Origin of the sequence: Tahibacter sp., from assembly GCF_035481375.1 — a bacterium.
Taxonomy (GTDB): domain Bacteria; phylum Pseudomonadota; class Gammaproteobacteria; order Xanthomonadales; family Rhodanobacteraceae; genus Tahibacter.
Genome location: NZ_DATIGT010000083.1, coordinates 1 through 23,004, shown reverse-complemented (window position 1 = coordinate 23,004; position 23,004 = coordinate 1). Strand labels below are relative to the sequence as shown.

The 23,004-nt window shown below is 66.9% G+C and carries 28 protein-coding genes and 1 rRNA gene; 12 read left to right on the top strand and 17 right to left on the bottom strand.

All coding sequences use genetic code 11. The features are described from left to right. The 4 genes from VLF18_RS04835 to VLF18_RS04820 all read right to left on the bottom strand — a co-directional run. Window positions 1–746, bottom strand: a 746-nt coding sequence (locus tag VLF18_RS04835) for a sulfate ABC transporter ATP-binding protein (RefSeq protein ID WP_325278490.1), incomplete at its 3' end; no start/stop codon positions are given. A 1-nt stretch (window position 747) separates the two neighbouring features. Continuing rightward, on the bottom strand, window positions 748–1,611 hold the full coding sequence (gene cysW, locus VLF18_RS04830) for a sulfate ABC transporter permease subunit CysW (protein WP_325278489.1): 864 nt from the start codon (window positions 1,609–1,611) through the stop codon (window positions 748–750). 1 nt (window position 1,612) lies between these two features. After that, window positions 1,613–2,431: a sulfate ABC transporter permease subunit CysT gene (gene cysT / locus VLF18_RS04825; RefSeq protein WP_325278488.1), complete on the bottom strand. Its 819-nt coding sequence runs from the start codon at window positions 2,429–2,431 to the stop codon at window positions 1,613–1,615. A gap of 3 nt (window positions 2,432–2,434) precedes the next feature. Next, window positions 2,435–3,439: a sulfate ABC transporter substrate-binding protein gene (locus VLF18_RS04820; RefSeq protein ID WP_325278487.1), complete on the bottom strand. Its 1,005-nt coding sequence runs from the start codon at window positions 3,437–3,439 to the stop codon at window positions 2,435–2,437. Window positions 3,440–3,623: 184 nt separating this feature from the next. Here VLF18_RS04820 and VLF18_RS04815 point away from each other — a divergent pair, with 184 nt between their 5' ends. Next, a complete protein-coding gene (locus VLF18_RS04815) occupies window positions 3,624–4,271 on the top strand; it encodes an energy transducer TonB (RefSeq protein ID WP_325278486.1) in 648 nt (215 codons plus the stop codon). Between the two features lie 215 nt (window positions 4,272–4,486). Here VLF18_RS04815 and VLF18_RS04810 read toward each other — a convergent pair whose 3' ends face one another. Then, complete coding sequence (locus tag VLF18_RS04810) at window positions 4,487–5,179, bottom strand: RIO1 family regulatory kinase/ATPase (RefSeq protein WP_325278485.1); 693 nt, start codon at window positions 5,177–5,179, stop codon at window positions 4,487–4,489. 54 nt (window positions 5,180–5,233) lie between these two features. Between VLF18_RS04810 and VLF18_RS04805 the strand changes: the two genes are divergently transcribed. Further along, window positions 5,234–5,719, top strand: a complete 486-nt coding sequence (locus tag VLF18_RS04805; protein WP_325278484.1) for a DUF456 domain-containing protein — start codon at window positions 5,234–5,236, stop codon at window positions 5,717–5,719. 104 nt (window positions 5,720–5,823) lie between these two features. Then, window positions 5,824–7,575 carry a DUF885 domain-containing protein gene (locus VLF18_RS04800; protein WP_325278483.1) on the top strand — a complete coding sequence of 584 codons (1,752 nt, stop codon included), beginning with the start codon at window positions 5,824–5,826 and terminating at the stop codon, window positions 7,573–7,575. A gap of 55 nt (window positions 7,576–7,630) precedes the next feature. Here the strand turns inward: VLF18_RS04800 and VLF18_RS04795 are convergent, their stop codons facing one another. The 5 genes from VLF18_RS04795 to VLF18_RS04775 all read right to left on the bottom strand — a co-directional run bounded on the left by VLF18_RS04795 (window position 7,631) and on the right by VLF18_RS04775 (window position 12,277). Beyond that, entirely contained in the window at window positions 7,631–8,617 is a 987-nt protein-coding gene (locus VLF18_RS04795) for a zinc-dependent alcohol dehydrogenase family protein (RefSeq protein ID WP_325278482.1), read from the bottom strand. A gap of 30 nt (window positions 8,618–8,647) precedes the next feature. Further along, on the bottom strand, window positions 8,648–9,304 hold the full coding sequence (trhA, locus tag VLF18_RS04790; protein ID WP_325278481.1) for a PAQR family membrane homeostasis protein TrhA: 657 nt from the start codon (window positions 9,302–9,304) through the stop codon (window positions 8,648–8,650). 101 nt (window positions 9,305–9,405) lie between these two features. Further along, a complete protein-coding gene (locus VLF18_RS04785; protein WP_325278480.1) occupies window positions 9,406–10,329 on the bottom strand; it encodes a response regulator in 924 nt (307 codons plus the stop codon). Beyond that, a complete protein-coding gene (locus VLF18_RS04780) occupies window positions 10,326–11,657 on the bottom strand; it encodes a sensor histidine kinase (protein WP_325278479.1) in 1,332 nt (443 codons plus the stop codon). The genes VLF18_RS04785 and VLF18_RS04780 overlap by 4 nt, the downstream gene beginning before the upstream one ends. 191 nt (window positions 11,658–11,848) lie before the next feature. Continuing rightward, window positions 11,849–12,277: a hypothetical protein gene (locus VLF18_RS04775; RefSeq protein WP_325278478.1), complete on the bottom strand. Its 429-nt coding sequence runs from the start codon at window positions 12,275–12,277 to the stop codon at window positions 11,849–11,851. Window positions 12,278–12,417: 140 nt separating this feature from the next. Between VLF18_RS04775 and VLF18_RS04770 the strand changes: the two genes are divergently transcribed. The 3 genes from VLF18_RS04770 to VLF18_RS04760 are packed head-to-tail and all read left to right on the top strand — an operon-like array spanning window position 12,418 to window position 14,176. Further along, window positions 12,418–13,245: a universal stress protein gene (locus VLF18_RS04770; RefSeq protein ID WP_325278477.1), complete on the top strand. Its 828-nt coding sequence runs from the start codon at window positions 12,418–12,420 to the stop codon at window positions 13,243–13,245. Window positions 13,246–13,256: 11 nt separating this feature from the next. Continuing rightward, window positions 13,257–13,721 (top strand): DUF2721 domain-containing protein, encoded by a 465-nt coding sequence (locus tag VLF18_RS04765; RefSeq protein WP_325278476.1) that lies wholly within the window; start codon window positions 13,257–13,259, stop codon window positions 13,719–13,721. Beyond that, window positions 13,718–14,176 (top strand): OsmC family protein, encoded by a 459-nt coding sequence (locus tag VLF18_RS04760; RefSeq protein ID WP_325278475.1) that lies wholly within the window; start codon window positions 13,718–13,720, stop codon window positions 14,174–14,176. The genes VLF18_RS04765 and VLF18_RS04760 overlap by 4 nt, the downstream gene beginning before the upstream one ends. Window positions 14,177–14,185: 9 nt before the next feature. On the opposite strand, the gene VLF18_RS04755 is transcribed toward VLF18_RS04760, so the two are convergent. Next, window positions 14,186–14,464 carry a hypothetical protein gene (locus VLF18_RS04755; protein ID WP_325278474.1) on the bottom strand — a complete coding sequence of 93 codons (279 nt, stop codon included), beginning with the start codon at window positions 14,462–14,464 and terminating at the stop codon, window positions 14,186–14,188. Window positions 14,465–14,699: 235 nt separating this feature from the next. Between VLF18_RS04755 and VLF18_RS04750 the strand changes: the two genes are divergently transcribed. Beyond that, window positions 14,700–15,260 carry a glycine zipper 2TM domain-containing protein gene (locus VLF18_RS04750; RefSeq protein WP_325278473.1) on the top strand — a complete coding sequence of 187 codons (561 nt, stop codon included), beginning with the start codon at window positions 14,700–14,702 and terminating at the stop codon, window positions 15,258–15,260. A gap of 148 nt (window positions 15,261–15,408) precedes the next feature. Then, window positions 15,409–15,777, top strand: a complete 369-nt coding sequence (locus VLF18_RS04745; protein ID WP_325278472.1) for a glutaredoxin family protein — start codon at window positions 15,409–15,411, stop codon at window positions 15,775–15,777. Window positions 15,778–15,824: 47 nt separating this feature from the next. Here VLF18_RS04745 and VLF18_RS04740 read toward each other — a convergent pair whose 3' ends face one another. The 4 genes from VLF18_RS04740 to VLF18_RS04725 form a co-directional block, all read right to left on the bottom strand. Beyond that, a complete protein-coding gene (locus VLF18_RS04740; RefSeq protein ID WP_325278471.1) occupies window positions 15,825–16,934 on the bottom strand; it encodes a DegT/DnrJ/EryC1/StrS family aminotransferase in 1,110 nt (369 codons plus the stop codon). Next, window positions 16,931–17,650, bottom strand: coding sequence for a hypothetical protein (locus VLF18_RS04735; protein WP_325278470.1), 720 nt, complete (start codon window positions 17,648–17,650; stop codon window positions 16,931–16,933). Before VLF18_RS04735 ends, VLF18_RS04740 begins: the two co-directional genes overlap by 4 nt. 222 nt (window positions 17,651–17,872) lie before the next feature. After that, window positions 17,873–18,442 carry a DNA-deoxyinosine glycosylase gene (locus VLF18_RS04730; RefSeq protein WP_325278469.1) on the bottom strand — a complete coding sequence of 190 codons (570 nt, stop codon included), beginning with the start codon at window positions 18,440–18,442 and terminating at the stop codon, window positions 17,873–17,875. Further along, entirely contained in the window at window positions 18,411–18,644 is a 234-nt protein-coding gene (locus tag VLF18_RS04725; protein WP_325278468.1) for a hypothetical protein, read from the bottom strand. The genes VLF18_RS04730 and VLF18_RS04725 overlap by 32 nt, the downstream gene beginning before the upstream one ends. A gap of 155 nt (window positions 18,645–18,799) precedes the next feature. Between VLF18_RS04725 and VLF18_RS04720 the strand changes: the two genes are divergently transcribed. From VLF18_RS04720 to VLF18_RS04705, 4 genes are all read left to right on the top strand, one after another. Beyond that, window positions 18,800–19,510, top strand: coding sequence for a pseudouridine synthase (locus VLF18_RS04720; protein ID WP_325278467.1), 711 nt, complete (start codon window positions 18,800–18,802; stop codon window positions 19,508–19,510). 174 nt (window positions 19,511–19,684) lie between these two features. Beyond that, window positions 19,685–20,029, top strand: a complete 345-nt coding sequence (locus VLF18_RS04715) for a BON domain-containing protein (protein WP_325278466.1) — start codon at window positions 19,685–19,687, stop codon at window positions 20,027–20,029. A 30-nt stretch (window positions 20,030–20,059) separates the two neighbouring features. After that, complete coding sequence (locus tag VLF18_RS04710; RefSeq protein ID WP_325278465.1) at window positions 20,060–20,737, top strand: DUF924 family protein; 678 nt, start codon at window positions 20,060–20,062, stop codon at window positions 20,735–20,737. Between the two features lie 91 nt (window positions 20,738–20,828). After that, entirely contained in the window at window positions 20,829–21,764 is a 936-nt protein-coding gene (locus VLF18_RS04705) for a carbohydrate kinase family protein (protein ID WP_325278464.1), read from the top strand. 75 nt (window positions 21,765–21,839) lie between these two features. On the opposite strand, the gene VLF18_RS04700 is transcribed toward VLF18_RS04705, so the two are convergent. After that, window positions 21,840–22,880, bottom strand: coding sequence for a heme o synthase (locus VLF18_RS04700; RefSeq protein ID WP_325278463.1), 1,041 nt, complete (start codon window positions 22,878–22,880; stop codon window positions 21,840–21,842). 30 nt (window positions 22,881–22,910) lie between these two features. Next, window positions 22,911–23,004: ribosomal RNA gene (gene rrf, locus VLF18_RS04695) — 5S ribosomal RNA — on the bottom strand; the annotation flags it as partial.

Below are 23,004 nucleotides of genomic sequence, written 5' to 3'. Positions count from 1 at the left end.
TTGTGGATGCGCACGGGCAGCTTGTTCGATTTGCCGATGAACTCGAACACGAACGGCGTGGCCGGCTGCTGGTAGATCTCGTCGGGCGTGCCGACCTGTTCGATGCGGCCCTGGCTCATGACGACGACGCGATCGGCGAGTTCGAGCGCTTCTTCCTGGTCGTGCGTGACGAAGACGGTCGTCAGTTTCATCTCTTCGTGCAGATGGCGCAGCCAGCGGCGCAGCGCGACGCGGACCTGCGCGTCGAGCGCGCCGAAGGGTTCGTCGAGCAGCAGCAGTTCGGGCTCGGTCGCGAGTGCGCGCGCGAGCGCGACGCGCTGGCGCTGGCCGCCGGAAAGCTGCGACGGATAGCGCTGCGCCATGCCGTCGAGCTGCACGCGCTTGAGCAGCTTGTCGACGCGGTCGGCGATCTCGGCCTTGCTCGGGCGGCGAGCGCGCGGACGCACGCGCAGGCCGAACGCGACGTTCTCGAACACGGTCATGTGGCGGAACAGCGCGTAGTGCTGGAACACGAGTCCGACGCCGCGGTCGCGCGCGCTGACGCGCAGCAGGTCTCGGCCGTCGCGCGAGAGCTCGCCGGAATCGGGAAAGTCGAGGCCGGCGAGAATCCGCAGCAGTGTCGTCTTGCCCGAACCGGAAGGACCGAGCAACGCGATGAATTCGCCGGGCGCGATGCCGAGGCTGACGTCGTCGAGGGCGCGGAAATCGGCGAAGCGGCGCGAGAGGTGGTTGATGGCGATCGTCATGTCAATGTCCGCGCGGCGCGCGGGCGGCGAGTTCCGCCCCGTAGCGCCACTCCAGGTAAGTCTTGAGGCCGAGCGTCACGAGCGCGAGGAGCGCGAGCAGCGACGCTACCGCGAACGCCCCCGCGTACTGGTAGTCGTTGTAGAGGATCTCGACGTGCAGCGGCATCGTGTTGGTGAGTCCGCGGATGTGGCCCGACACGACCGACACCGCGCCGAACTCGCCCATCGCACGCGCGTTGCAGAGCAGCACGCCGTAGAGCAGCGCCCAGCGGATGTTCGGCAGGGTCACGCGGAAGAACGTCTGCCAGCCGCTGGCGCCGAGCACGCGTGCGGCTTCTTCCTCGTCGCTGCCCTGCGACTGCATCAGCGGAATCAGTTCGCGCGCGACGAACGGCAGGGTCACGAAGATCGTCGCGAGCACGAGCCCGGGCACGGCGAAGATCAGCTTGATGTCATGTTCCTGCAGCCACGGCCCGAACCAGCCCTGCGCGCCGAACAGCAGTACGTAGATCAGGCCCGAGACGACCGGCGACACCGAGAACGGCAGGTCGATCAGCGCGCCGAGCAGCGCCTTGCCGCGAAATTCGAAGCGCGTCATCGCCCAGGCCGCGGCGACGCCGAACACGGTGTTCAGCGGCACGGCGATCGCGGCGACGAGCAGCGTGAGTTCGATCGCGGCGATCGCTTCGGGATGCACGACCGCGGCGACGTAGGTGCCGATGCCTTTGCGCAGCGCTTCGACGAAAACGGCCGCAAGCGGCAGCAGCAGGAAGAGCGCGAGGAAGCCCAGCGCAGCGGCGATCAGCAGGCCGTGCACGAGGCGGCGGGCGCGGTTGCTCGGCGCGACGGCGATGACGGCGGCCATCTCAGCGCTCCGCCCAGCGGCGCGACCAGCGCTGCAGCAGACTGATCGCGAGCAGCAGCAGGAACGACAGCGCGAGCATGACGACACCGACCGCGGCGGCGTCGCCATATTTGTATTGTTCCAGTTGCTTCACGATGACCAGCGGCAGGATTTCCGATTTCATCGGGATGTTGCCGGCGATGAAGATGACCGATCCGTATTCGCCGACGGCGCGCGCGAGCGCGAGCGCGAAGCCGGTCAGCAGCGCCGGCAGCAGCAGCGGGAACAGCACGCGCGCAAACGTCTGGACGCGCGTCGCGCCGAGCGTCGTCGCGGCTTCCTCGATGTCGCGGTCGAGCGATTCGAGCACCGGCTGCACGGTGCGCACGACGAACGGGAAGCCGACGAAGATCATCGCGACGAGCACGCCGAGCGGCGTGAAGGCGACCTTGATGCCGAGCGGAGCGAGCCAGGCGCCGATCCAGCCTTTCGGCGCATACAGCGTCGTCAGTGCGATTCCGGCGACCGCGGTCGGCAGCGCGAACGGCAGGTCGACGAGCGCATCGAACAGTCGCCGCCCCGGAAACGTGTAGCGCACGAGCACCCAGGCGACCAGCAGGCCGACCGCCGCATTGACGACGGCCGACAGCAGCGCGGCGCCGAAGGACAGGCGCAGCGCCGCGAGCACGTGCGGCGACGTCAGCGTTGCCCAGAACCCGGCGAAGCCGATGTCCGATGCCTTGACCGCGAGCGCGGCCAACGGCAGGAACACGATGAGCCCGAGATAGGCCAGCGTGTAGCCGAGGCTCAGTCCGAAACCGGGCAGGACGCGCCGTGCCATGACTTACTTGCCGACTCCGAGCTGGTCGAACACGGCGCCGTCGGCGAAGTGCGTCGCCTGCGCTTTCTTCCAGCCGCCGAACACGTCGTCGATCGTGAACGTCGTGACCTTCGGGAACACGGCCGCGTATTTCTTCGCCGCGGCTTCGTCGTAGGGCCGGTAGTAATGCTTGCCGGCGAGATCCTGCGCGGCCGGCGTGTAGAGAAATTTCAGATACGCCTCGGCGACCGCGCGCGTGCCGTGCTTGTCGGCGACCTTGTCGACGAGCGCGACCGGAGGTTCGGCCAGGATCGACAGCGACGGCGCGATGATCTCGAACTCGTCCTTGCCGAGTTCCTGGCGCGCGAGCAGCGCCTCGTTCTCCCAGGCCAGCAGCACGTCGCCGATGCCGCGCTGCACGAAGGTCGTGGTCGAGCCGCGCGCGCCGGTGTCGAGCACGGGCACGTTCTTGAACAGCGCGGCGACGAAGTCTTTCGCCGTCGCGTCGCTGCCGCCGGGCTGCTTCAGCGCATAGCCCCAGGCCGCGAGATAGTTCCAGCGCGCGCCGCCCGAGGTCTTCGGGTTCGGCGTGATGACTTCGACGCCGGGCTTGATCAGGTCGTTCCAGTCCTTGATGCCCTTGGGATTGCCCTTGCGCACGAGGAACACGATGGTCGAGGTGTACGGCGTTGCGTTGTGCGGCAGTCGCGTCTGCCAGTCGCCGGCGATCAGCCCCTTCTCGGCGATCGCATCGATGTCGTAGGCCAGCGCCAGCGTGACGACATCGGCTTCGAGTCCGTCGATGACCGAGCGCGCCTGCTTGCCCGAGCCGCCGTGGGAGACGTTGACCGTGACGGTGTCGCCCCTGCCGGCCTTCCACTGCGCAGCAAATGCACTATTGATGTCTTTGTACAGTTCCCGTGTAGGGTCGTACGAGACGTTGAGCAGCGATATGTCGGCGGCGTGGGCGCCGGCGGCGCCAAGCCAGAGCAGCGACCCTGCGAGCGTGCGGCGCAGCGAGACGAGCATGGAATCACCTGGGGTCCGGAAAGGGTCGGATGCAGCCTAAACCCCGGCCGGTTAAGCCGGAATTGACGCCCTGTTATCACCATATGCCCCGGCCGATGTTGCAAATCGCACCGCGCCTAACCCCAGCCGCGCGCGGCAGGCGTTCGAGCCCTCGCCGGCAGCCCGCCGACGCAGGGGAACCCCCATGAGCACACTCGTCCTGACGCGCGGATTCCAATGGAAACGCAGCTCCGCCATCGGCGCGACACTGGCCCTCCACGGCCTCGCCGCGCTGGCCATGCTGGCCCCGCCGGCTTATGTCGCGATCCAGAGGATCCAGGACAAACCCGTCCAGGCGGTCACGATCAAGCGCGAGGAACCGCCGCCGCCCCCGCCGCCGGTACTGAAAGTCGAACCGTTCAAGCCCAAGACCCCGCCCGTGCGCCCGGTCGCGTCGCCGAAGCCGGAACCGGTGCGTGCCGATCCGGTCGTGACGGATGTGCCGACGCTGCAGTCGTATCCGGCGGTCAGCGAACCCGGGCCGGTCGCGCCGCCCGCGGGGCCGGTCGAGACGGCGCCCAGTGCGCTGGGTTACAAGTCGATGAAGCAGGTGCCGTATCCGGCCATCGCGAAGCGGCAGCGACTCGAAGGCACCGTGCTGCTGCGCGTGCTGGTCGGTCCGGACGGCGTGCCGCAACGCATCGACATCGAGCGATCGTCCGGCCACAACGTGCTCGACCGCGCGGCGAAAGAGGCCGTGATGACCTGGCGCTTCGAGCCCGGTACGCGCAACGGCGAACCGTTCGCCGCTTATGGCCTCGTGCCGATCGCGTTCCGGCTGACCGAGCTGTGAGTCGTCCACTCCCGCTCCCCCGACTGCGTCGGCGGGAGCGGGTCGGGGCGAGGGGGAGAACGTTCCGCAAGTCGTACGGTCCGCGTGTCGCGAAAATCAATCGGCGTGCGCGCCGAGGGCTGTCCCCCCTCACCCGACCCGCTCCCCCAAGCCGAGCCTGGGGGAGAGGGCTTTATCGGCTTGCGTCGCGACGATGCTCGCTTGCGATAACCATTTTAAGGCTCTCGTGAAGTTCCATCGGTCCGCCGCCGCGACGACAGCGCGCCGCCGTCGTCGTCCCAGTAGCCGAACCAGCGCCGCGCGATGTACTTGTAGACGCGCTTGCCGCTGGCCTTCCAGGTGCGCGCGAGCCACGAGCGGCGCTTGAGCAGGCGGCGCTCGACCGGGGTCAATGCATCGGGACAGTAGGTGCGCTTGTGCTTGAGCAGATGGCGCAGGTCTTCGCGCGCGAGCATGCGGAACCAGCCGCCGCGGCGGCGGCTGATCCAGCAGATCTGGAAATCCAGCACGGCCGGCGAGCCGCCGGCGCGCACGAGCCAGTTCGGTTCCTTGGCGAGATCGTTGTGGGCGAGCCCGCGCGCGCGCAGTGCGCGCAGCAGCCGGTGCGCGTCGCGGTACCAGCGCGGGTCGCGCGGCTGCGCCGTCTGCATCGGCGCGCCGGCGAGATAGCTGCGTTCGAGCACGTGCCCGTCCCACCGCCGCAGCTGCGGCACGCCGTCGATGCCGCGCAGACGTTCGAGCCCGCGCGCCTCGTGCCGCGCGGCCCAGCGCGCGAGCGCGCGCAGCAGCCAGTGCGCGCTGCGCGTATCCCGGCGCACGAAAATCTCGTCGCCGACTTGCACGCGCTCGATATGCCCAAACGTATCGGCCTTGAGGAGTTCGCGGGTTTCTGTCGGACTATGCGTCATCGACGCAGCGTAGCATGCGGCCCGCGCGGGTCATTTTTGGCAGGGGATCGAACGATGACGATAGTGCTGTACGTGCTGGCCGCCGCAATGATCGTCGTCGGCCTGCTCGGCACGGTGTTGCCGGCGCTGCCGGGCGTGCCGTTGCTGTTCGCCGGCATGTTCCTTGCGGCATGGGCGGACAATTTCGTCCACGTCGGCCCGCTGACGCTCGGCATACTCGCGCTGCTCTGCGCGCTCGCGATCGCAGCCGACATCGTCGCGAGCCTGCTCGGAGCCAAGCGCGTCGGCGCGAGTACCTGGGCACTGTTCGGGGCGGCGATCGGCACGTTCGCGGGCTTCTTCTTCGGCATTCCGGGGCTCGTGCTCGGACCGTTCATCGGCGCGCTCGCCGGCGAGCTGATCGCCGGCAGCACGGTCCGGCGCGCGGCGCACGTCGGCGTCGGCACGTGGCTCGGACTGCTGTTCGGCACCTTGGTCAAGGTCGCCCTCGCCTTCGCGATGATCGGCATCTTCGCGTTCGCGCTGCTGATTCCCGCCTGATCCGAACGATGCGCCACGACCGGGCGCAACATCCTCGCGACCTCCGGCACATTGCGCGTCGCGTAGCGCGCGCGACACTGCGGCGTCACCCTGAGGACTCCGCCATGACCCGTCTGCAACGTCTTGCCGCCGCCTGCCTGTTTGCGCTCGCCCTGCCCGCCGCCGCCGCCGAGGACTGGGTCGCGCGCAGCAATGCCAATGCGCAGCCCGTGCTCAAGGTACTCGCCGATTTCAGCCCGGAACTCGCGAGCAATCTCGGTCTGCCCGGCTACGACGAGGGCGTGTTCGATCTGAAGCCCGACAACGGTCCGCGCTTCCGCAGCGCGGCGGCTGCGGCCAAGGCCGACCTGCAGGCCCGCCGCGCGGGCGAGAAGGATCCGCGCGTGCAGCAGGATCTCGACATCATGATCGACGCGATGCAGCGCCAGATCGACAGCAGCGCGATCAACGAAAAGTATCTGCTGCCCTACGTCGATGTCGGCCAGGCCATCTTCCAGGGAGAATTCGTGCTGCTCAACGACGAATCGACGCCCAGACACCGCGCCGCCGCGCTGACGCGACTCAAGCGCTACGTCGGACTCGAGAAGGGCTATACGCCGGCGACGGAACTCGCCAAGGCGCGCTTCGCCGAACGCGTCGGCGATGCGGCGTTGCTCGGCCCGGTCAGGGAACACGTGGAAAAGGGTCTTGCGGCCACGCCGCAATACGTGAAGGGTCTGCGCGACCTGTTCGCGAAACACAAGATCAAGGACGCCGACAAGGCGCTGGCCGCGCTCGAAACGCAGTTGAACGATTACGACGCCTGGCTGCGCGACACGGTGCTGCCGCGCTCTCGCACGGATTTCCGCCTGCCGCCGGATCTCTATGCCGACAATCTCAAGAATGTCGGTCTCGACATTCCGCCGGAACAGCTCGTGCAGAAGGCGCGGCTCGCCTATGCGGAGATCCGCAACGAGATGCAGGCGATCGCGAGCCAGATCGCGGTCGCGCGCCAGCTGCCCGACGACGACTACCGCGCGGTGATCAAGGCGCTCAAGCGCGAGCAGATTCCGGCGGACCAGGTCGAGGCGACGTATCACGACGTCATCGCGAAGGTCGAGGACATCATCCGCCGCGAACGCATCATCACGCTGCCGGAGCGTCCGATGGTCATGCGCGTGGCGTCGGCCGCGGAGACCGCGGCGCAGCCCGCGCCGCACATGGATCCGCCGCCGCTGATCGGCAACAAGGGCGAGCGCGGCACGTTCGTGCTGACCGCGGGCAATCCGGGCAGCGACGGCAAGTCCGATAGCTACGACGACTTCAGTCACAAGGGTTCGACCTGGACGCTGACTGCGCATGAAGGCCGTCCGGGCCACGAGCTGCAGTTCACGGCCATGGTCGAGCGCGGCGTGTCGCTCGCGCGCAGCGTGTTCGCGTTCAACAGTGTCAATGTGGAAGGTTGGGCGTTGTACGCCGAGGCCGAGACCAAGCCCTACGAACCGCTCGAAGGCCAGCTGTTCGCACTGCAGGCACGCCTGCAGCGAGCGGCGCGCGCGATCCTCGATCCGATGCTGAATCTCGGCCAGATCGCGCCGGAGCGCGCGCACGCGGTGCTGACCGACGAAGTCGGCCTGTCCAAGGGCATGGCTACGCAGGAGGTCAACCGCTACACGTTCCGCGCGCCGGGCCAGGCGACGAGCTATTTCTACGGCTATACGCGCCTGATGGAGCTGCGCGCGAAGACCGAGATCGCGCTCGGACCGAAGTTCGACCGCATGAAGTTCAACGATTTCGTGATCGGCCAGGGCCTGCTGCCGCCGGACCTGCTCGAAAAGGCCGTGGCGGACGAGTTCGTACCGCAGCAGGCGAAGTAGCCGTCCGCCGATTTCGCCGTGCGGTGCGCCAGCGGCGCACCGCACGGCGCACGCATCACTGCTGCGGCAGCACCAGGATCTTGCCGTCGCGCTCACCGGCCGCCGCGGCGGCCACGGCCTGCTTGATCTGGTTCAGCGGATACGTCGCCTGCACCGGCGCACGCAGCTGGCCCGTCGCGATGAACCGGCCGATCTCGCCGAACACTTCGCCGCGACGCTGCGGCGTCGCCGTGCGGAACCACTGCGACAGCCAGAAGCCGCGCAGCGTGATGTCGCGGAAGATGAACGACGCCGGCGAGATGTGGCACGGTTCGCCGCTCATCGCACCGTAGTTGACCAGTGTCGCGCCTTGCGCAAGGCAGCGCGCGAGGTTGTCGGTGGCCGGACCGCCGACGGCATCGATGCCGAGCTTGATTGCCGCGTCGCCGGTCGCTTCGGCGACGCGCTTGGGCAGCTTGTCGCCGTCGACGAGCACGATCTCGGCGCCGGCCGCCTTGACCGCGGCGACGGCCGATTCGCGCCGCACGATGTTGACGCTGCGCAATCCGCGCGCCTTCGCGATGCCGATCAGATAGCTGCCGACGGCCGAGTTCGCGGCGTTCTGGATGACCCAGTCGCCGGGCTGCAGCGTGACGAAGTCGCTGAGCATGAGCAGCGCGGTCGGCGGGTTGATCGCAAGCATCGACAGCTGCTGCACGTCGACGCCGTCGGGCAGCATGACCAGACCCTTCGACTCGGCGATCAGATGCGTGCGCCAGGTACCGCTGCCCACCGGCAGCAGCACGACGCGACCGTTCCAGCTCGCGTCGACACCGTCGCCGAGCCCGACGATGCGGCCGACGCCTTCATTGCCGCCGATCGCCGGCAGCGGCGGCAGCAGGCCGTATTGGCCGGTCAGGGTCAGCACGTCGGACGGATTGATCGGCGCGGCCAGTACTTCGATGAGCACCTGGCCTGCGGCTGGCGGCGGCAGCGTCATGTCGACGGCGTCGATGACGTCCTGCGGCACCGGGCCGCGCTGCGTGTATTCGGCTTTTTTCATGGGCGTTCTCCATTGGGCACGCCGGTGCGGTCAGAGGATTTCCGCCGGCACCACGTAGAGCAGGATCGAAAAGAAATGCAGGATGCTGCCGAGCAGCACGAAGCCGTGCCAGATCGCATGGCTGAACGGCAGCCGCCGCCAGAGATAGAACGGCACGCCGAGCGTGTAGGCCGCGCCGCCGAGGAACAGCAGCCAGAGACCGCCGCTGGGCACGTTCTCGAGCAGCGGACCGAGCGCGGCGAGCGCGCTCCAGCCCATGCCGATGTAGAGCGCGACGGCCGCCCCCCGAAAGCGCCTGAGCGGCGACAGCTCGCAGACGATGCCGAGTGCGGCGAGCCCCCAGACGACGCCGAACAGCAGCCAGCCGTAGGCGCCGTGCAGACTTATCAATGTGTACGGCGTATACGTGCCGGCGATCAGCAGGTAGATCGCGATGTGGTCGAGCACGCGCAGGGTCGGCTTCGCGACTTCGTTCGGAATGCCGTGGTACAGCGTGGACGCCGTGTACAGCAGCACGAGCGTCGCGCCGAACACGGCGACGCTGGTCACGTGCCAGGCGTTGCCGACGAGCGCGGCGAACGCCACGAGCACGGCAAGTCCGGCGATGCTGAGCACGATGCCGACGCCGTGGATGGCGCTGGAAATGATTTCTTCGAGCAGCGAATATCGAACGGCGTGATTCGCCATGGCGGCGCACTCGGGAAGCGCTAGCGGACTGCGGAAATCTAGCGCAGCGAAGACGAAAGTCCAAACGGGCGTTTGAGCCGCTTCGTCGCGACGGCGCGGCATTACGCCCCGATGCGTGCCTGATCGCGTATCCGTCGGAGGTAGTCGAGCACGCGGCTCGACAGGCTGACCTCGCGCGGCGCTTCGACGGCATGACGGCGCAGGCGCTGCGGCTCGTGCCGCAGTTCGCGGTGGCGCTCCATCGCAGCCTGCAGCGCGCGGCGCAGGAGTTCGCGCACGAGCGGCTTGGGCAGGAAGCGGAACACCTGGCCCTGGTTGATCAGATCGATGAGCAGACGTCCGTCGCGCAGCGACGAGCACGCGATCGCGAGCGTGCGCGGACTCGCCTGCTTCAAAAGTTTCAGCGCGCCGATGACGTCGTCGCTGCTGTGCCGGAGTTCCGCGAGGATCACGGCATATTCCTGCGCCTCGATGCGCGCAAGCGCGGCTTCGACCGTGGTCGCGGGCACGACGAGACTGGACGGCGGCAGCAGTTCGCGCACGGCCGTGACGGTCAGCGGATCTTCGTCGAGCACGAGGACGGCCGGCGCGGGTTCGCGCGAGACCGGCGGAGGCACCGGAGCCGCCGGCGCCAGTCGCGCGAATTCGTCGAGCGCGATGCGCGCGGCCGTTGCAATGGTTTCCTGCAGCCGCACCGCGTCCCAGGGTTTTTCGAGGAAGCGGAAGATCTCGCCGTCGTTGACGGCGGCTTCGACCGCGGCGAGATCGGCATAGCCGGTCAGCAGCAGACGCATGCTTCGCGGCGAGTGGTCGCGGATCTGGCGCAGCAGGTCGACGCCGCCGATCGTCGGCATGCGCTGGTCGCTGACGACGACGTGCACGGGCCGCGAGCGCACCCAGTTCAGCACCTGCACCGGGTCGGTCGTCGCGAGCACGTCGTAGCGGCTGCGCAGCAGCAGCGACAGCGAGCGCAGGATGCGCTCCTCATCGTCGATGAGGACGACACAGGGCTTGTCGGCGTTCATGCTTTCACCGTCGCGGCAGCGCCGGGCAGCGGCAGCGCAATGACGAAGCGCGTGCCGGTCGGCGTCGCCGACGTTGCCGCGATCCGCCCGCCGTGTGCCTGGACGATCTGCTGGCAGATCGAGAGTCCGAGCCCGGTGCCCTGCCCGACCGGCTTGGTGGTGAAGAACGGCTCGAAGATGCGCGGCAGCACTTCGGGTGGAATGCCGCGGCCGTTGTCCTGCACGGCGACGAGCGCATGCCCGCCGAGCATCTGCGTGCGGATGACGATGAGCCCGTTGTCATGGTCGATCGCCTGCGCCGCGTTGCTGATGAGGTTCAGCAGCACCTGGTTGATCTGCGCCGGCGCGCAGCGCAGCGGCGGCACCTCGCCGTAGCGGCACTGCACCTGCACGTTGCGCCGCTTCACGATGTGGCCGGCGATGCGCAGAGCCGCATCGATGAGGCCGTGGAGATCGACGCCGTCGGTATGCGCGGCGTCGACGCGCGAAAAATCCTTGAGGTTGCCGACGAGATCGCCGATCTGGCGCACGCCGTGCAGCGCGTCGTCGAGCAGCGTCGACAGGTCGCCGAACAGCGACGGATCGAAGGCGGCGCGGGCTGCGTCGAGCCGCTCGGCGTGCTGCTGCCAGTCGTCTTCCGGCGTGGCGGCGAGCAGTTCGTCGGCCGCCGCGACGAATTCCGCGGCGGCCGGCAGCAGGTCGCGCGTCATGCCGAGGTTGTTCTGCACGTAGCCGAGCGGCGTGTTGATTTCGTGGGCGAGGCCGGCGACGAGCTGGCCGAGCGTCGCGAGTTTTTCCGACTGCACGAGCCGGTGCTGCGAGGCCTTGAGCCGGCGATAGGCGCCTTCGAGCTCGCGTGCGTGGTCGTCGACCTTGACCTCGAGCGCGCGCAGCACGTCGAGCACGATGCCCATGCCGGCGTATTTTCCGTCGGCGTCGAGCACGACGAAGTCCTCGGTGATCGGGCGCCGCAGCTGCCGGCCGATCAACTGGCCGGCGGCTTCGATGCTGCTGTCGATCGGCAGGCGCAGCGGCTGCGCGTCCATCAGCGTCGTCACGGGCCGGCGTCCGTGGAGTTCGCGGCCGTAAGGCTGCATGTAGACGCGGAGCATGAGTTCGTGTCGCGTGATGCAGCCCAGTACGCGGCCGGCTTCGACGACGGGCAGCGACAGCAGCGCGGCGCACGTCGGATCGAGGAATCGCTCGCCGGCTTCGCTGACGCTGCAGCGCGTCGTCAGCGGCGTCACGGGAATCACCAGGGCGGCGAGCGCATTATCGCCGCCGCGCGCCGGTTCGCCGGGCGTCGTGGTCGGTGAAGGCAGGTTCATGAGCTGGACGTCGCGAGCCGCGAAAGCGGCACTGCGTCCAGCGTAGCGAACGCATGCGTCACTCCGATGACGCGCGGATGGCGCAGCGGGCCCGCGTGCGCGCGTTCACGAAAGTGCCGGAAACGACGACACCGCGCCGGCGGCGCGGCGTCGCGCAAATGATAAAACGCTACTTGTAGTCGGAAATCCGGTCAGCGCGTGCTGATGACGAACTTGCCGAAGTCGATGCCGAGGTTGATGCCTTCGCCGGTGCCGGCCAGGGCGAGCGAGACATCGCCCTTGGTCACAACGCTGGCGCCGGAAGACTTGACTGCGCCCGCGTGCGCGCCGCCGGTCGCATAAGTGCCGAGCAGGTCGCGGATGTCATGGACTTCCGAGAACTTGCCGCGGCCGTTGTCGATGCGCTGCTTGCCGAACGTGATGCCGCCGCCCTTCGTGCGGATCTTCACCTTGAGCGACTGGCCGTTGTTGCAGTGGATCGTGCCGCTGCCGCTCGCGGTCTTGTAGAACGCGGACCAGCCGGACATGCTGAAGTCCATCTCGCAGTCGATCGCCGCCGATGCGCTTTGCGCGCCGGCCAGCAGCAGCGCCGCCACCAGAATGCCTGCGGTCTTTTTCATGAGCCACCTCCATGCCGTGATGAACAGGACGAAATGATGCGCCCGGATCGCGTCAAGCCGCGATGACGAAGCGCTGTGCGCCATAACAAGTCGGAGCACGCCTGTTAAGCTTAGGCCAACTGCGCTGCGGAGATCGCGTCATGAGTGCGCTCGACGTTCTCGTCCACCTGCGCCAGTACAGCGGCGACCCGCCGGCGCTGCGCGCCGCACTGGCCCTGAGCCGCCGTATCGATGTACATCTGCACGGACTCTATGTCGCACCGATTCCGCCGGCCGCGTTCACGTCGCCGGAAACCGTCGCGGTGCTCGTGCATGAATCCGACCGCCACTTCCGCGAGGCCGGCGTCGCCGATGCCTGGTGGCGCGACCGGCTCGCCGCAGGCGGCGCGCGCGGCGACTGGCTCGTCGCCCAGTCCGATGCGCTCGATGCGATCGCCTATGCAGCGCGCTGGAACGATCTCATCGTCATCGAACGCCCTCAGCAGCAGCCCGACGCGCCGCTGGGCTGGGGACTGGTTTCGCGCAGCGCGTTCGCCGCCGGCGTACCGCTGCTCGTGATTCCGGAGAGCGCCGAGATCGGCGATCTCGGCCGGCGCGTCGTCGTGCTCTGGAACGGATCGCGCGAAGCGATCCGCGCCGTGCACGGCGCGCTGCCTATCCTCAAGCACGCCGAATCGGTCATCGTGCTCGACGGCGAGTCGCGCGGCGCGAACGGCGGCGGGCTGCTGCATCTGCCCGGGTTCGACCTGCGTCGTCACTTCGCCAATCATTCGATTGCTGCGGAGTTCCAGCCGTTCACGGCTCCGGACGATCGCGGCGCCGGACTGCTGGCCGCCGCACGCGCAACCGGCGCCGATCTCGTCGTCATGGGGGCCTGGGGGCATTCGCGTCTCGCCGAACTCATCGTCGGCGGCGTCACGCGGCATCTGTTCCAGAACGCCGACCGCGCCCTGTTCGTCGCCCACTGAAGCGAGTTGCCATGGCCCAGCCGGTCCCCATCGACGACATCGCGCATGTCATCCAGCTTTCGGTTGCTCCGGTATTTCTGCTGACCGGCGTCGGTGCGCTGCTCAGCGTGCTGACGAGCCGCCTCGCCCGCGTCGTCGACCGCGCGCGGCGGCAGGAGGAAAAGCTCGAGCACCTGTCGCCCGAACGGCAGTCCGACGTACTCGACGAGCTGCGCAAGCTGTCGCGCCGCGCACGGCTCATGAACTGGTCGATCAGTCTCGTCACGGGATGCGCGCTGCTCGTTGCGAGCGTCATCGTCGTGCTGTTCGCCGGCGCGCTCTACGGCATCGACGTGAACCTTCCGGCCGCGGCGCTGTTCGTGCTCGGCCTGATCTGCCTGATCGGCGGACTGCTGATCTTCCTGCGCGAGATCTATCTCGCGACCATCCATCTGCGCCTGGGCCCGTTCCCCGTGAAGCGAGAGAAAGAACGATGAGCGAGCACCTGGCCCGTATCCGCTGGCAGCGCGACGGCGCGGTCTTCACCGATCAGCGTTATTCGCGCGCGCATCGCTGGGAATTCGACGGCGGCGCGCAGGTGCCGGCCGCGGCTTCGCCGGACGTCGTTGCGCCGGCGCTCACGGATGTGTCGGCCGTCGACCCCGAGGAAGCCTTCGTCGCCGCGGTCGCGAGCTGTCACATGCTCTGGTTTCTGTCGCTGGCTGCGGCGGCCGGCGTCTGCGTCGACAGCTACGACGACCAGGCCGTCGGCACGCTGGGCAAGGTGGACGGTAGGCTCGCGATCCGCGAGATCGTACTGCGCCCGCGCCTGACGTTCGCCGGCGAGGCGCCCACGGCGGAACGCATCGCCGCACTGCACGAGGCCGCGCACGAGCGCTGTTTCATCGCCAACTCGGTACGCTGTCCGATTCGCGTGCAGTCCGGCGACTGAAGAGACGCCTCAGTTGCCGGCGCCGTCGTCCTTGCGATCGGACACGTGGACGACCTTGCCGTCCGCGACCCAGAGCTGGATCAGGCGGCCGCGCCGGCGGTAGGTCCACTGCTCGCGCGGACTGCCGCTTTCGACAGGCTCGGCATCGACGCTGTCCGGGACTCCGGCGACTTCACGCACGCGATCGGCCGTGTCGCCGACCGACACCATGCGCGATCCGAATCGCGCGCTTTGCGCGGCCGCGGTCAGACTCAGCGCGAGCCCGAGCAGCATAGCCAGGTACTTCATAGTGCCCCCTTGAAGAGCCCGATTATCGCCGCGCCCGGCGACACGGGCTTTACGCAGGCTGCGGAGTTGATGCGCGAAGCGTGATGACCGTCACATTCCAGGCCCCGATCGGTGGCCAGTCCGGCCTGGAGCTGAACTCCGGAACTGACGCGCTTGGCAGTTTGGAAAGCCGCGCCGGTACGGTTCAGCGGCGATCGACTTCAATCGGCGCGTCCCGTCAGCCTCGAGATCTCTCATGGACAGCAAAGTGATACTGGGCATCGCCACCGGCGTTGTGCTCGCGGTCGGCGGCATGGCCGTCGCGCAGCAGTACAGCAAGCAGGCCGAAGCCTCGGCGGCGGCCGAAGCCGAAGCGGAACGCTATGCGGACGTGCACCGCGTCAATCCCGTCATCGAGCAGGTGACGACGCCGCGCAAGGACTGCGAGCAGGTCACGGTCAACAAGCGACAGCCCGAGCGCGACGGCAACGTCGGCGGCACGATCATCGGCGCGGTCGTCGGCGGCGCGCTCGGCAACCAGGTCGGACGCGGCGACGGCCGCAAGGCGGCGACCGTGGCCGGTGCCGTGGCAGGCGGCGTCGTCGGCCATGAGATGGACAAGCGCCACCAGGGCGGGCGTGTAACCACATCCACGGAGACGCGCTGCCGCACCGTCAATGACGTCAGCGACCGCGTCGCCGGTTACGACGTGACCTACGTGCACAAGGGCCGCGAATACACGACGCGCATGGACTACGACCCGGGCGAGCGCATTCGCATCGAGCCGACCGTGCAGCCGGCCCAGAGCGCCCGCTGAGCGACGCGCGCGCCGTTCGGCACGGCGCGCGGAAGCAACGCTTCGTCGTCCGGACACGCCCGATGTCCGAGGCGGGTGGAACTCGTCGCGGGCGTCGTCCGTCGGAGCTGCGCCGGCACGAACCGCCGGCGCTACGACGGAGACGACGATGGTCGGGAAAGGGGTGGGTCTGGCAGCCGCGCTGGCGGCAATGACGCTCGCGGCGCCGGTGACGGCATTTGCATCGGACGCCGGCGCAAAGCCGGAGCGCACGGCCGAGGCGAAAGCGGCGGCCAAGGTGAAACTGTACGTGATGCCGCAATGTGGCTATTGCGAGAAAGCGCGCGAGCTGCTCACTGCGCGCGGCGTCGTCTGGGAAGAACTCGACATCGCGAGCTCGGAACAGGCCAAGAGCGAGTTCGATGCGAACGGCGGCCGCGGCACGCCGCTGATCGTCATCGGCAACGAGGTCATCAAGGGACTGGATCCCGCACGCATCGACGAGGCTTTGGCCACGCACGGCCTCGTAGCACGCTGAAAGCACTCCTTCGCCGCCGTCGTCACGACGGCGGCGCGTTCGACGGGTCAGGCCAGAGCGGCGCGCAACGCGTCGACCACGGCTTCGGCACCGCGGCGTTCGAGTTGCGGCCCGATCGGCAGGCTGAGCACACGGTCGGCGAGCCGCTCGGCGATCGGCAGGTGCGCGGCCGCCGCAGCCGTCTGCGCGTACGCGCGCTGGCGATGCGGCGGAATCGGATAGTGGATCAGGCTGCCGACGCCGCGTGCAGCGAGTTCGCGCTGCACTGCGTCGCGGCGGTCGAGCTGAACGACATAGAGATGCCACACAGGCTCGGCCCAGTCGGGCACGACCGGGCGGACCAGATCGAGCGGCGCGAGCGCTTCGTCGTAGTACGCCGCGAGCGCCGTGCGACGCGCATTCCACGCATCGAGATGGCGCAGCTTCACGCGCAGCGCCGCGGCCTGCAGCGGATCGAGGCGGCTGTTCCAGCCCGCTTCGTCGTTGACGTATTTCACGCGCGAGCCGTAGTTGCGCAACGCGCGCAGGCGCTCGGCGAGCACTGCGTCGTCGGTCGTCAGCGCGCCGGCGTCGCCGAGCGCGCCGAGGTTCTTGCCGGGATAGAAGCTCCAGGCGACCAGATCGCCATGCGCGCCGATGCGCCGGCCGCGGTAGCGCGCGCCGTGCGCCTGCGCGGCATCTTCGACGACGCGCAGGCCGCGCTCGCGCGCCAGCGCGAGCAGCGGGTCGAGGTCGGCCGGCTGGCCGTAGAGGTGCACCGGCATGAGCACGCGCGTGCGCGGCGTGATCGCCGCGGCGACGCGGGCGGGATCGAGATTGTGCGTCAGCGGATCGGGCTCGACCGGTACGGGCGTCGCGCCGCATTGGCTCACCGCGAGCCAGGTCGCGATGTACGTGTTGGACGGCACGATGACTTCGTCCCCCGGACCGACGTCGAGCGCGCGCAGCGCCAGATGCAGCGCGTCGAGTCCGTTGGCGACGCCGACGCAATGGCGGCTGCCGCCGTAGGCGGCGAACTCCGCCTCGAACGCTTCGACTTCTTCGCCGAGGATGTACCAGCCGCTGTCGAGCACGCGCGCAACGGCTTCGTCGATTTCCGGTTTGAGTTCGAGATACGCGGCCTTGAGGTCGAGAAACGGAACGGCGGACGAACTCATTTCTTGCCTGCCGGAAGCTTGGCCGCCTGCAATCCGGCGATTTCGAACTCGAGCGTCTTCTTGCCCTGGTCCTTCCATTCCGTGTCGATGCTCAGCGTCCTGGACTTGAGCAGGCGTGCGACCAGCGCTTCGTTCTTGTCGATGAAGATTGCCGGTTCGCCGGTCGGCGGAATCGTCGCGGCCCAGCGCTTGGGTTTGCCGCCGTCGAAGCGCAGCGTCAGCGCGCAGTCGCGCGCGCAGAGGAAACCGCCTTCGTCGCGCATCAGATAGGTGCTCTGGCCCCATTCCGGATGGTGGCGGATCAACAGCGCGACGCGTTGCGGTCCTTCGGTGGTCGGGCCGCCCTTCGCGTAGATCGATGCGTGATACTGCTTGCCCTTGCCGTCAGGCGTTTCCTGATAGGTCCAGAGCCGCTCGAGCCGGCGCGCTTCTCCGGCGACCTTGGCGCGCTGCTGCAGTTCCGGCAGCGTCTTTGCGACCTCGGCCGCGGCCGGTGTACCTGCGAAACGCGCGGCGATGTCGTTACCGATGTCGACGGCAAGATCGATCTTGTCCGCGGCGCGGAGCTGCTCGTAGATCTTGAGTTTCTCGGCAGCCTGCGCGGCCTGGATCTGGGCCGGTGTCGGACCCGGCGGCGGCGGCGGCGCGCCGCTTCCGCAGGCAGTCAACAGCAGGGCAACGACGATCGCGGATGCAGAAGAACGCAGGCCGGGCATGGCGGTACTCGCAGACGAACAAGGACGTAACGATAGCAAACGCCCGCCGTCGAAGCCCCGCCAGCGTTCTGTTCCGTAAATGACTGTCGAACAATTCCGGTGTCTTTCGCCGCGACACGTCGTTGCATCGCGTTGCCGTAGCGCCGCTGCGGCGCCTCGACGCGCCTGGTCTCGCGCCGAAATCCATCCGGAATTTTTTCAACGTATTTACGAAACAGGACATTAGCGCGTGAAGCGCGCGAGTACCGACCAGCGCGCAAGCTTTTCCGCTTGCGTCATCGAGGCGTGTGCCGGGCTCGTCGAGGGCAAGGTGTGCAGTTCGAGATCGCGCCGACGCGCCTCGGGCAGACTTGCGGCCACATGCCGCGTGAACGCCTGCGCAGCCTTGGCACCGTTGAACGCGACGGCCCGAATGTCGCGGCGATCCAGCAGCAGCGGCGCGATCGCGTTGGCGACTTCGCTCTGCGGCGCGATCGCACTGTCCAGGCTGCCGCGGCGCTCGCAGCCCGCGAGTACGTCCCAAAGACCGACGCCACAGGCGAGCAGATCGGCCATCCGCTTCGCATAGGGCAATGCCGCGTCGATGCCGAACACCGCCTGCATGGTCGGCCAGAAGCGGTTCTGCGGATGCGCGTAGTACTGGACGGCCTCGAGCGAGCGGACGCCGGGCATCGAGCCCAGAATCAACACTCGGCACTCGGGGCCGATGCTCGGCGGAAAACTCTCGACGTAGTCGGATCCGCCGGCTTGCGGAGGCGAATCAGGAAGCCGGGATTTCCGCGGGCGTGGCATCGGTTTCGTGGCGGCGTGCGACGCGATCCTTGAGACGGCCGAGGATGACTTCGTAGAGAGTCAGCGCGTCCTGGGCGGCCATGTCGGGCCGCGCGCCTTCGATCGGATAGCGTCCTGAAGAAATGATCGCCGCCGCCAGCTCCAGCGCGATCTGCGAGGCGCTCGGGGCGTTGACGGTGTTGACCACTGTGGAATTGGCCATGGGCAGCTCGCGCAACGGATTCGGGACGAACGAAGACTAACACCACCGCAGCCCGCTACTGCAAGCCTCGGCCGTCGCGTCGCGAACGCAGTACAAACTGGCCGTCTCGTCCGCGCTGTGCCAGCATTCGCGCCGGTCTTTGGCTCTCTTTGCGCATGCGTCTCAACAAATACATCAGCGACACCGGGCTCTGTTCGCGGCGCGAAGCCGACGAGCTGATCGAGAACGGCCGAGTCACCGTCGACGGCGTCACGGCGGCCGTCGGCGCAGTCGTCGAGGCGGGCGCGGACGTGCTCATCGACGGCAAGCCGCTGCGCCTGAAGAATCAGCGCGGCGGCGCAAAGTCGGTCTATATCGCGCTGAACAAGCCGATCGGCGTCACCTGCACGACCGAGTCCGACGTGAAAGGAAACATCGTCGACTTCGTCGATCACCGCGAGCGCATCTTCCCGATCGGCCGGCTCGACAAGGATTCGGAAGGCTTGATCCTGCTGACCAACAACGGCGATATCGTCAACGAGATCCTGCGCTCGGAAAACCGGCACGAAAAGGAATATCTCGTCGCGGTCAACAAGCCGGTCACGGACGAGTTCATCGCCGGCATGTCGCGCGGCGTACGCATCCACGGCCAGATGACCAAGCCGTGCAAGGTTTATAAACTGGGAAAATTTGGTTTTCGCATCATTCTTACGCAGGGCCTCAACCGGCAGATCCGTCTCATGGCAGCCGAGTTCGGCTATCGCGTCAAGCAGCTGTGCCGCGTGCGCATCGTCAACATCCGGCTCGGCAATCTCAAAGTCGGTCAATGGCGCAATCTGACGCCAGCCGAACTCAAGGGGCTGTTGCCGCAACGCACCGAGTGGTGAGACGCGACGCATTGCGGCTTGCATGGACACCGATGCGAAACCGTGCAAGTTGCGGCCGCTTGCCGTTCTCAACCAATTGATTTTCCCGTGATTTCTGGCTGGCACGGAGCATGAAGCAGTGGGTCAGCGCCGAGCGACGGGCAGTTGCCGGCCGAAACCCAAAGGAGATCAACCATGCGCTTTCCGACCATTCTGAAATCCGCCGCCGTGCTGCTGCTGAGCGCTACCGCGACGTTCGCCTGGGCTGCGCAGCCAGTGAAGGCGACGAACGACAAGCCGAATTCGCACGAGTCCGAACAGCCCGCAGGCGACACCTGGATCACGACGAAGGTCAAGGCCGAATTGCTCGCCGACAGCGCCGTCAAGGGCACTGACGTCAACGTGTCGACAGAAAACGGCGTCGTTACGCTCGCCGGCGTGCTCGACAATCAGGCCGCGATCGACAAGGCGATCACGATCGCCAAGGGCATCAAGGGCGTGACCGATGTCGACACCCGCGCGCTCAAGCTGCGCAAGTAAACGAAATACCCTGCAAGCCATGACGGCTTGTTGCCAGGGACACCGGCACGGCTCAGGATAGCCACCTCAAGCGCCCGGCCTCGCAGCCGGGCGCTTTTCATTGGAAGCGACGTCATGACCGCCGACGCTGTGCTCGAATTCTGGTTTGGCGCGGACGACCTTCCGGCCGCGGAGCAGGAACGACTCGCCCTTCGTTGGTTCGTGCGTGACGAGTCCTTCGATCGGGAAATCGAGCGGCGTTTCGGCGCGCTCGTCGATCCTGCCATTGCCGGCGAACTCGATGCCTGGGCTACGACACCGCGCGGCCGGCTCGCCTTGCTGCTAGTGCTCGATCAATTTCCCCGCAATCTCTATCGTGATTCGCCGAGGGCGTTCGCAGGAGACGCCGCGGCACAGCGACTGGCGATCGAGGGCATCGCGCGCGGACACGACAGGGCCATCCCGGCGCATTGCCGTGCGTTCTGTTATCTGCCTCTGGAGCACGCGGAAAATCTGCGGCTCCAGCAACGCTGCGTCGCGCTGTTCACCGAGCTCGCCGCCGATACCGATGCCGTTCCGCCGGAACGCTACGCGATATACCTCGACTATGCGCGGCGTCACCATGACGTCATCGTGCGCTTCGGCCGCTTCCCGCACCGGAATCGTGTGCTCGCGCGGGCGACGCGGCCCGACGAGCAGGCCTACCTCGACGCCGGCGGCGGCTTCTGACCGCGACCACATACGCGCGGCGAATCTGCGACAATAGGAGTCCGCGTGCCCAGCGCACGCCCTCTTCGATACGACCAGGATTCCGGCTCCAATGTCTGCACTGATCTGCGGCTCGCTTGCGTATGACACCATCATGGTGTTCCAGGACCAATTCAAGAATCACATCCTGCCGGACAAGGTTCACATCTTGAACGTCGCGTTCCTGGTTCCGCGCATGCGCAAGGAATTCGGCGGCGTCGCGGGCAACATTGCGTACAACCTGAAGCTGCTCGGCGAAGACCCGGTGCCGATGGCGACCGTCGGCCAGGATTTCGGTCCGTATCACGAACACTTCGCGCGCTGCGGAATCCGGCTCGATCAGGTCAAGGTCATCGAAGATCTCTACACGGCGCAAGCCTTCATCACGACCGATCTCGACGACAACCAGATCACCGCGTTCCATCCAGGCGCCATGATGCGTTCCTACGAGAATCATGTGCGTGACGTCGAGGGAATCACGTTCGGCATCGTCGGCCCGGACGGCCGCGAAGCCATGCTGCAGAACGCCGAGGAATTCGCCGAGCGCGGCACGCCCTTCATCTTCGATCCTGGCCAGGCGATGCCGCTGTTCAACGGCGACGAGTTTCGCTCGTTCATCGACAAGGCGCAGTACGTGACGGTGAACGACTACGAATCCCAGCTGCTGCAGCGGAATACCGGCTGGAGCGAGGCGCAGATTGCCGAGCGCGTGAAGGCCTACATCGTTACCCGCGGTCCGAAAGGCTCGCTGATCCACACGACGAAGGAAACGATCGAAATTCCGCCGGCTCACGAGCGTCGCGTTTCGGATCCGACCGGCTGCGGCGACGCGTATCGCGCGGGACTTATCTACGGCCTCATGCGAGACATGGACTTTGCGACGGTCGGCCGCATGGCCTCGCTGATGGGTGCGCTCAAGGTAGAGCATCCGGGGACGCAGAATCAGCGTTTCACGTACGAGGAGTTTGCCGATCAGTTCCGCCAGCAGTTCGGCTACGCGCTGGACTGATCGAGTCTCGCCCCCACAAACAAAAAGCCCGGATGCGCGAGCACCGGGCTTTTTGTTTTCGCACGCAATGCGGCGTCAGAGCGGGACGAAAGGAATCCCCTGAGGCAAGGTCGGCGTCGCGAGATAGTGATCGCCAAGCAAAAAGGCAAACAGGGCCATCAGATATACGATGGAGTAATTGAATACCTTCATCGCGAACAACTCGTCGGGCGGATTCAGCAGCACGAAGGCGTAGTAGAGAAACACGCCTCCGAGCACGAGCGCACCGCCCAGATAGAAAAGTCCGCTCATTCCGGTCAACCAAGGCAGCACGGTGACGACCAGCAACAGTACCGTGTAATACAGCACGTGCCAGCGCGTGTACTCGACGCCATGCGTCACAGGCAACATCGGAACTTGTGCGCGGGAATAGTCATCGCGGCGAAAAATCGCCAATGCCCAGAAGTGCGGCGGTGTCCACACGAAAATAATCAGGAACAGCAGCAGGGCGTAAGGATGGACCTCGCCGGTTACCGCGGCCCATCCGAGCACGGGAGGCGCGGCGCCGGCCGCGCCTCCGATCACAATATTCTGCGGCGTCGCGCGTTTGAGGTAGGCGGTGTATACGACGGCATAGCCAATCAACGACGCGAACGTGAGCACGGCGGTCAACCAATTCACCCAGATGACCAGCAATGCCATTGCCGTGACGCCGAGGACGACTGCGAACAATAACACTTGCCGCGGTGTGAGCGCCCCCGTTGCCAGAGGACGATGTGCCGTTCTCACCATGACGCGATCGATACGCTGATCTATCAGGTGATTGATTGCCGCCGCCGAGCCAGCGGCGAGCCATATTCCAACGCTGCCTATTACAGCTTGCACGGCCGGTGGCCAACCCGGCACCGCCAGAAACATGCCGATGACTGCCGTGAATACGATCAGCGCAACGACGCGCGGCTTGGTGAGTTCGAGATACTGTCGGAATTTCGATGCCTGCATCGCGGATCGATTCTTGCGCGTGAACGGTGAGCACTGGATTCCACCATGTATCGCGTTGGTGGACCAGCGTGGTCCGAGGCATTGGCCAAGGCAACTGACGGTATGAAGCGATAGATTCCAAAACCAAAACGCCATCCCGGTAAGGGATGGCGTTGGTAAAAAGGGCCCTGGCAGTGACCTACTCTCGCATGCGGATGCACACTACCATCGGCGCGGGTTCGTTTCACTTCCGAGTTCGAGAAGGGATCGGGTGGTACCA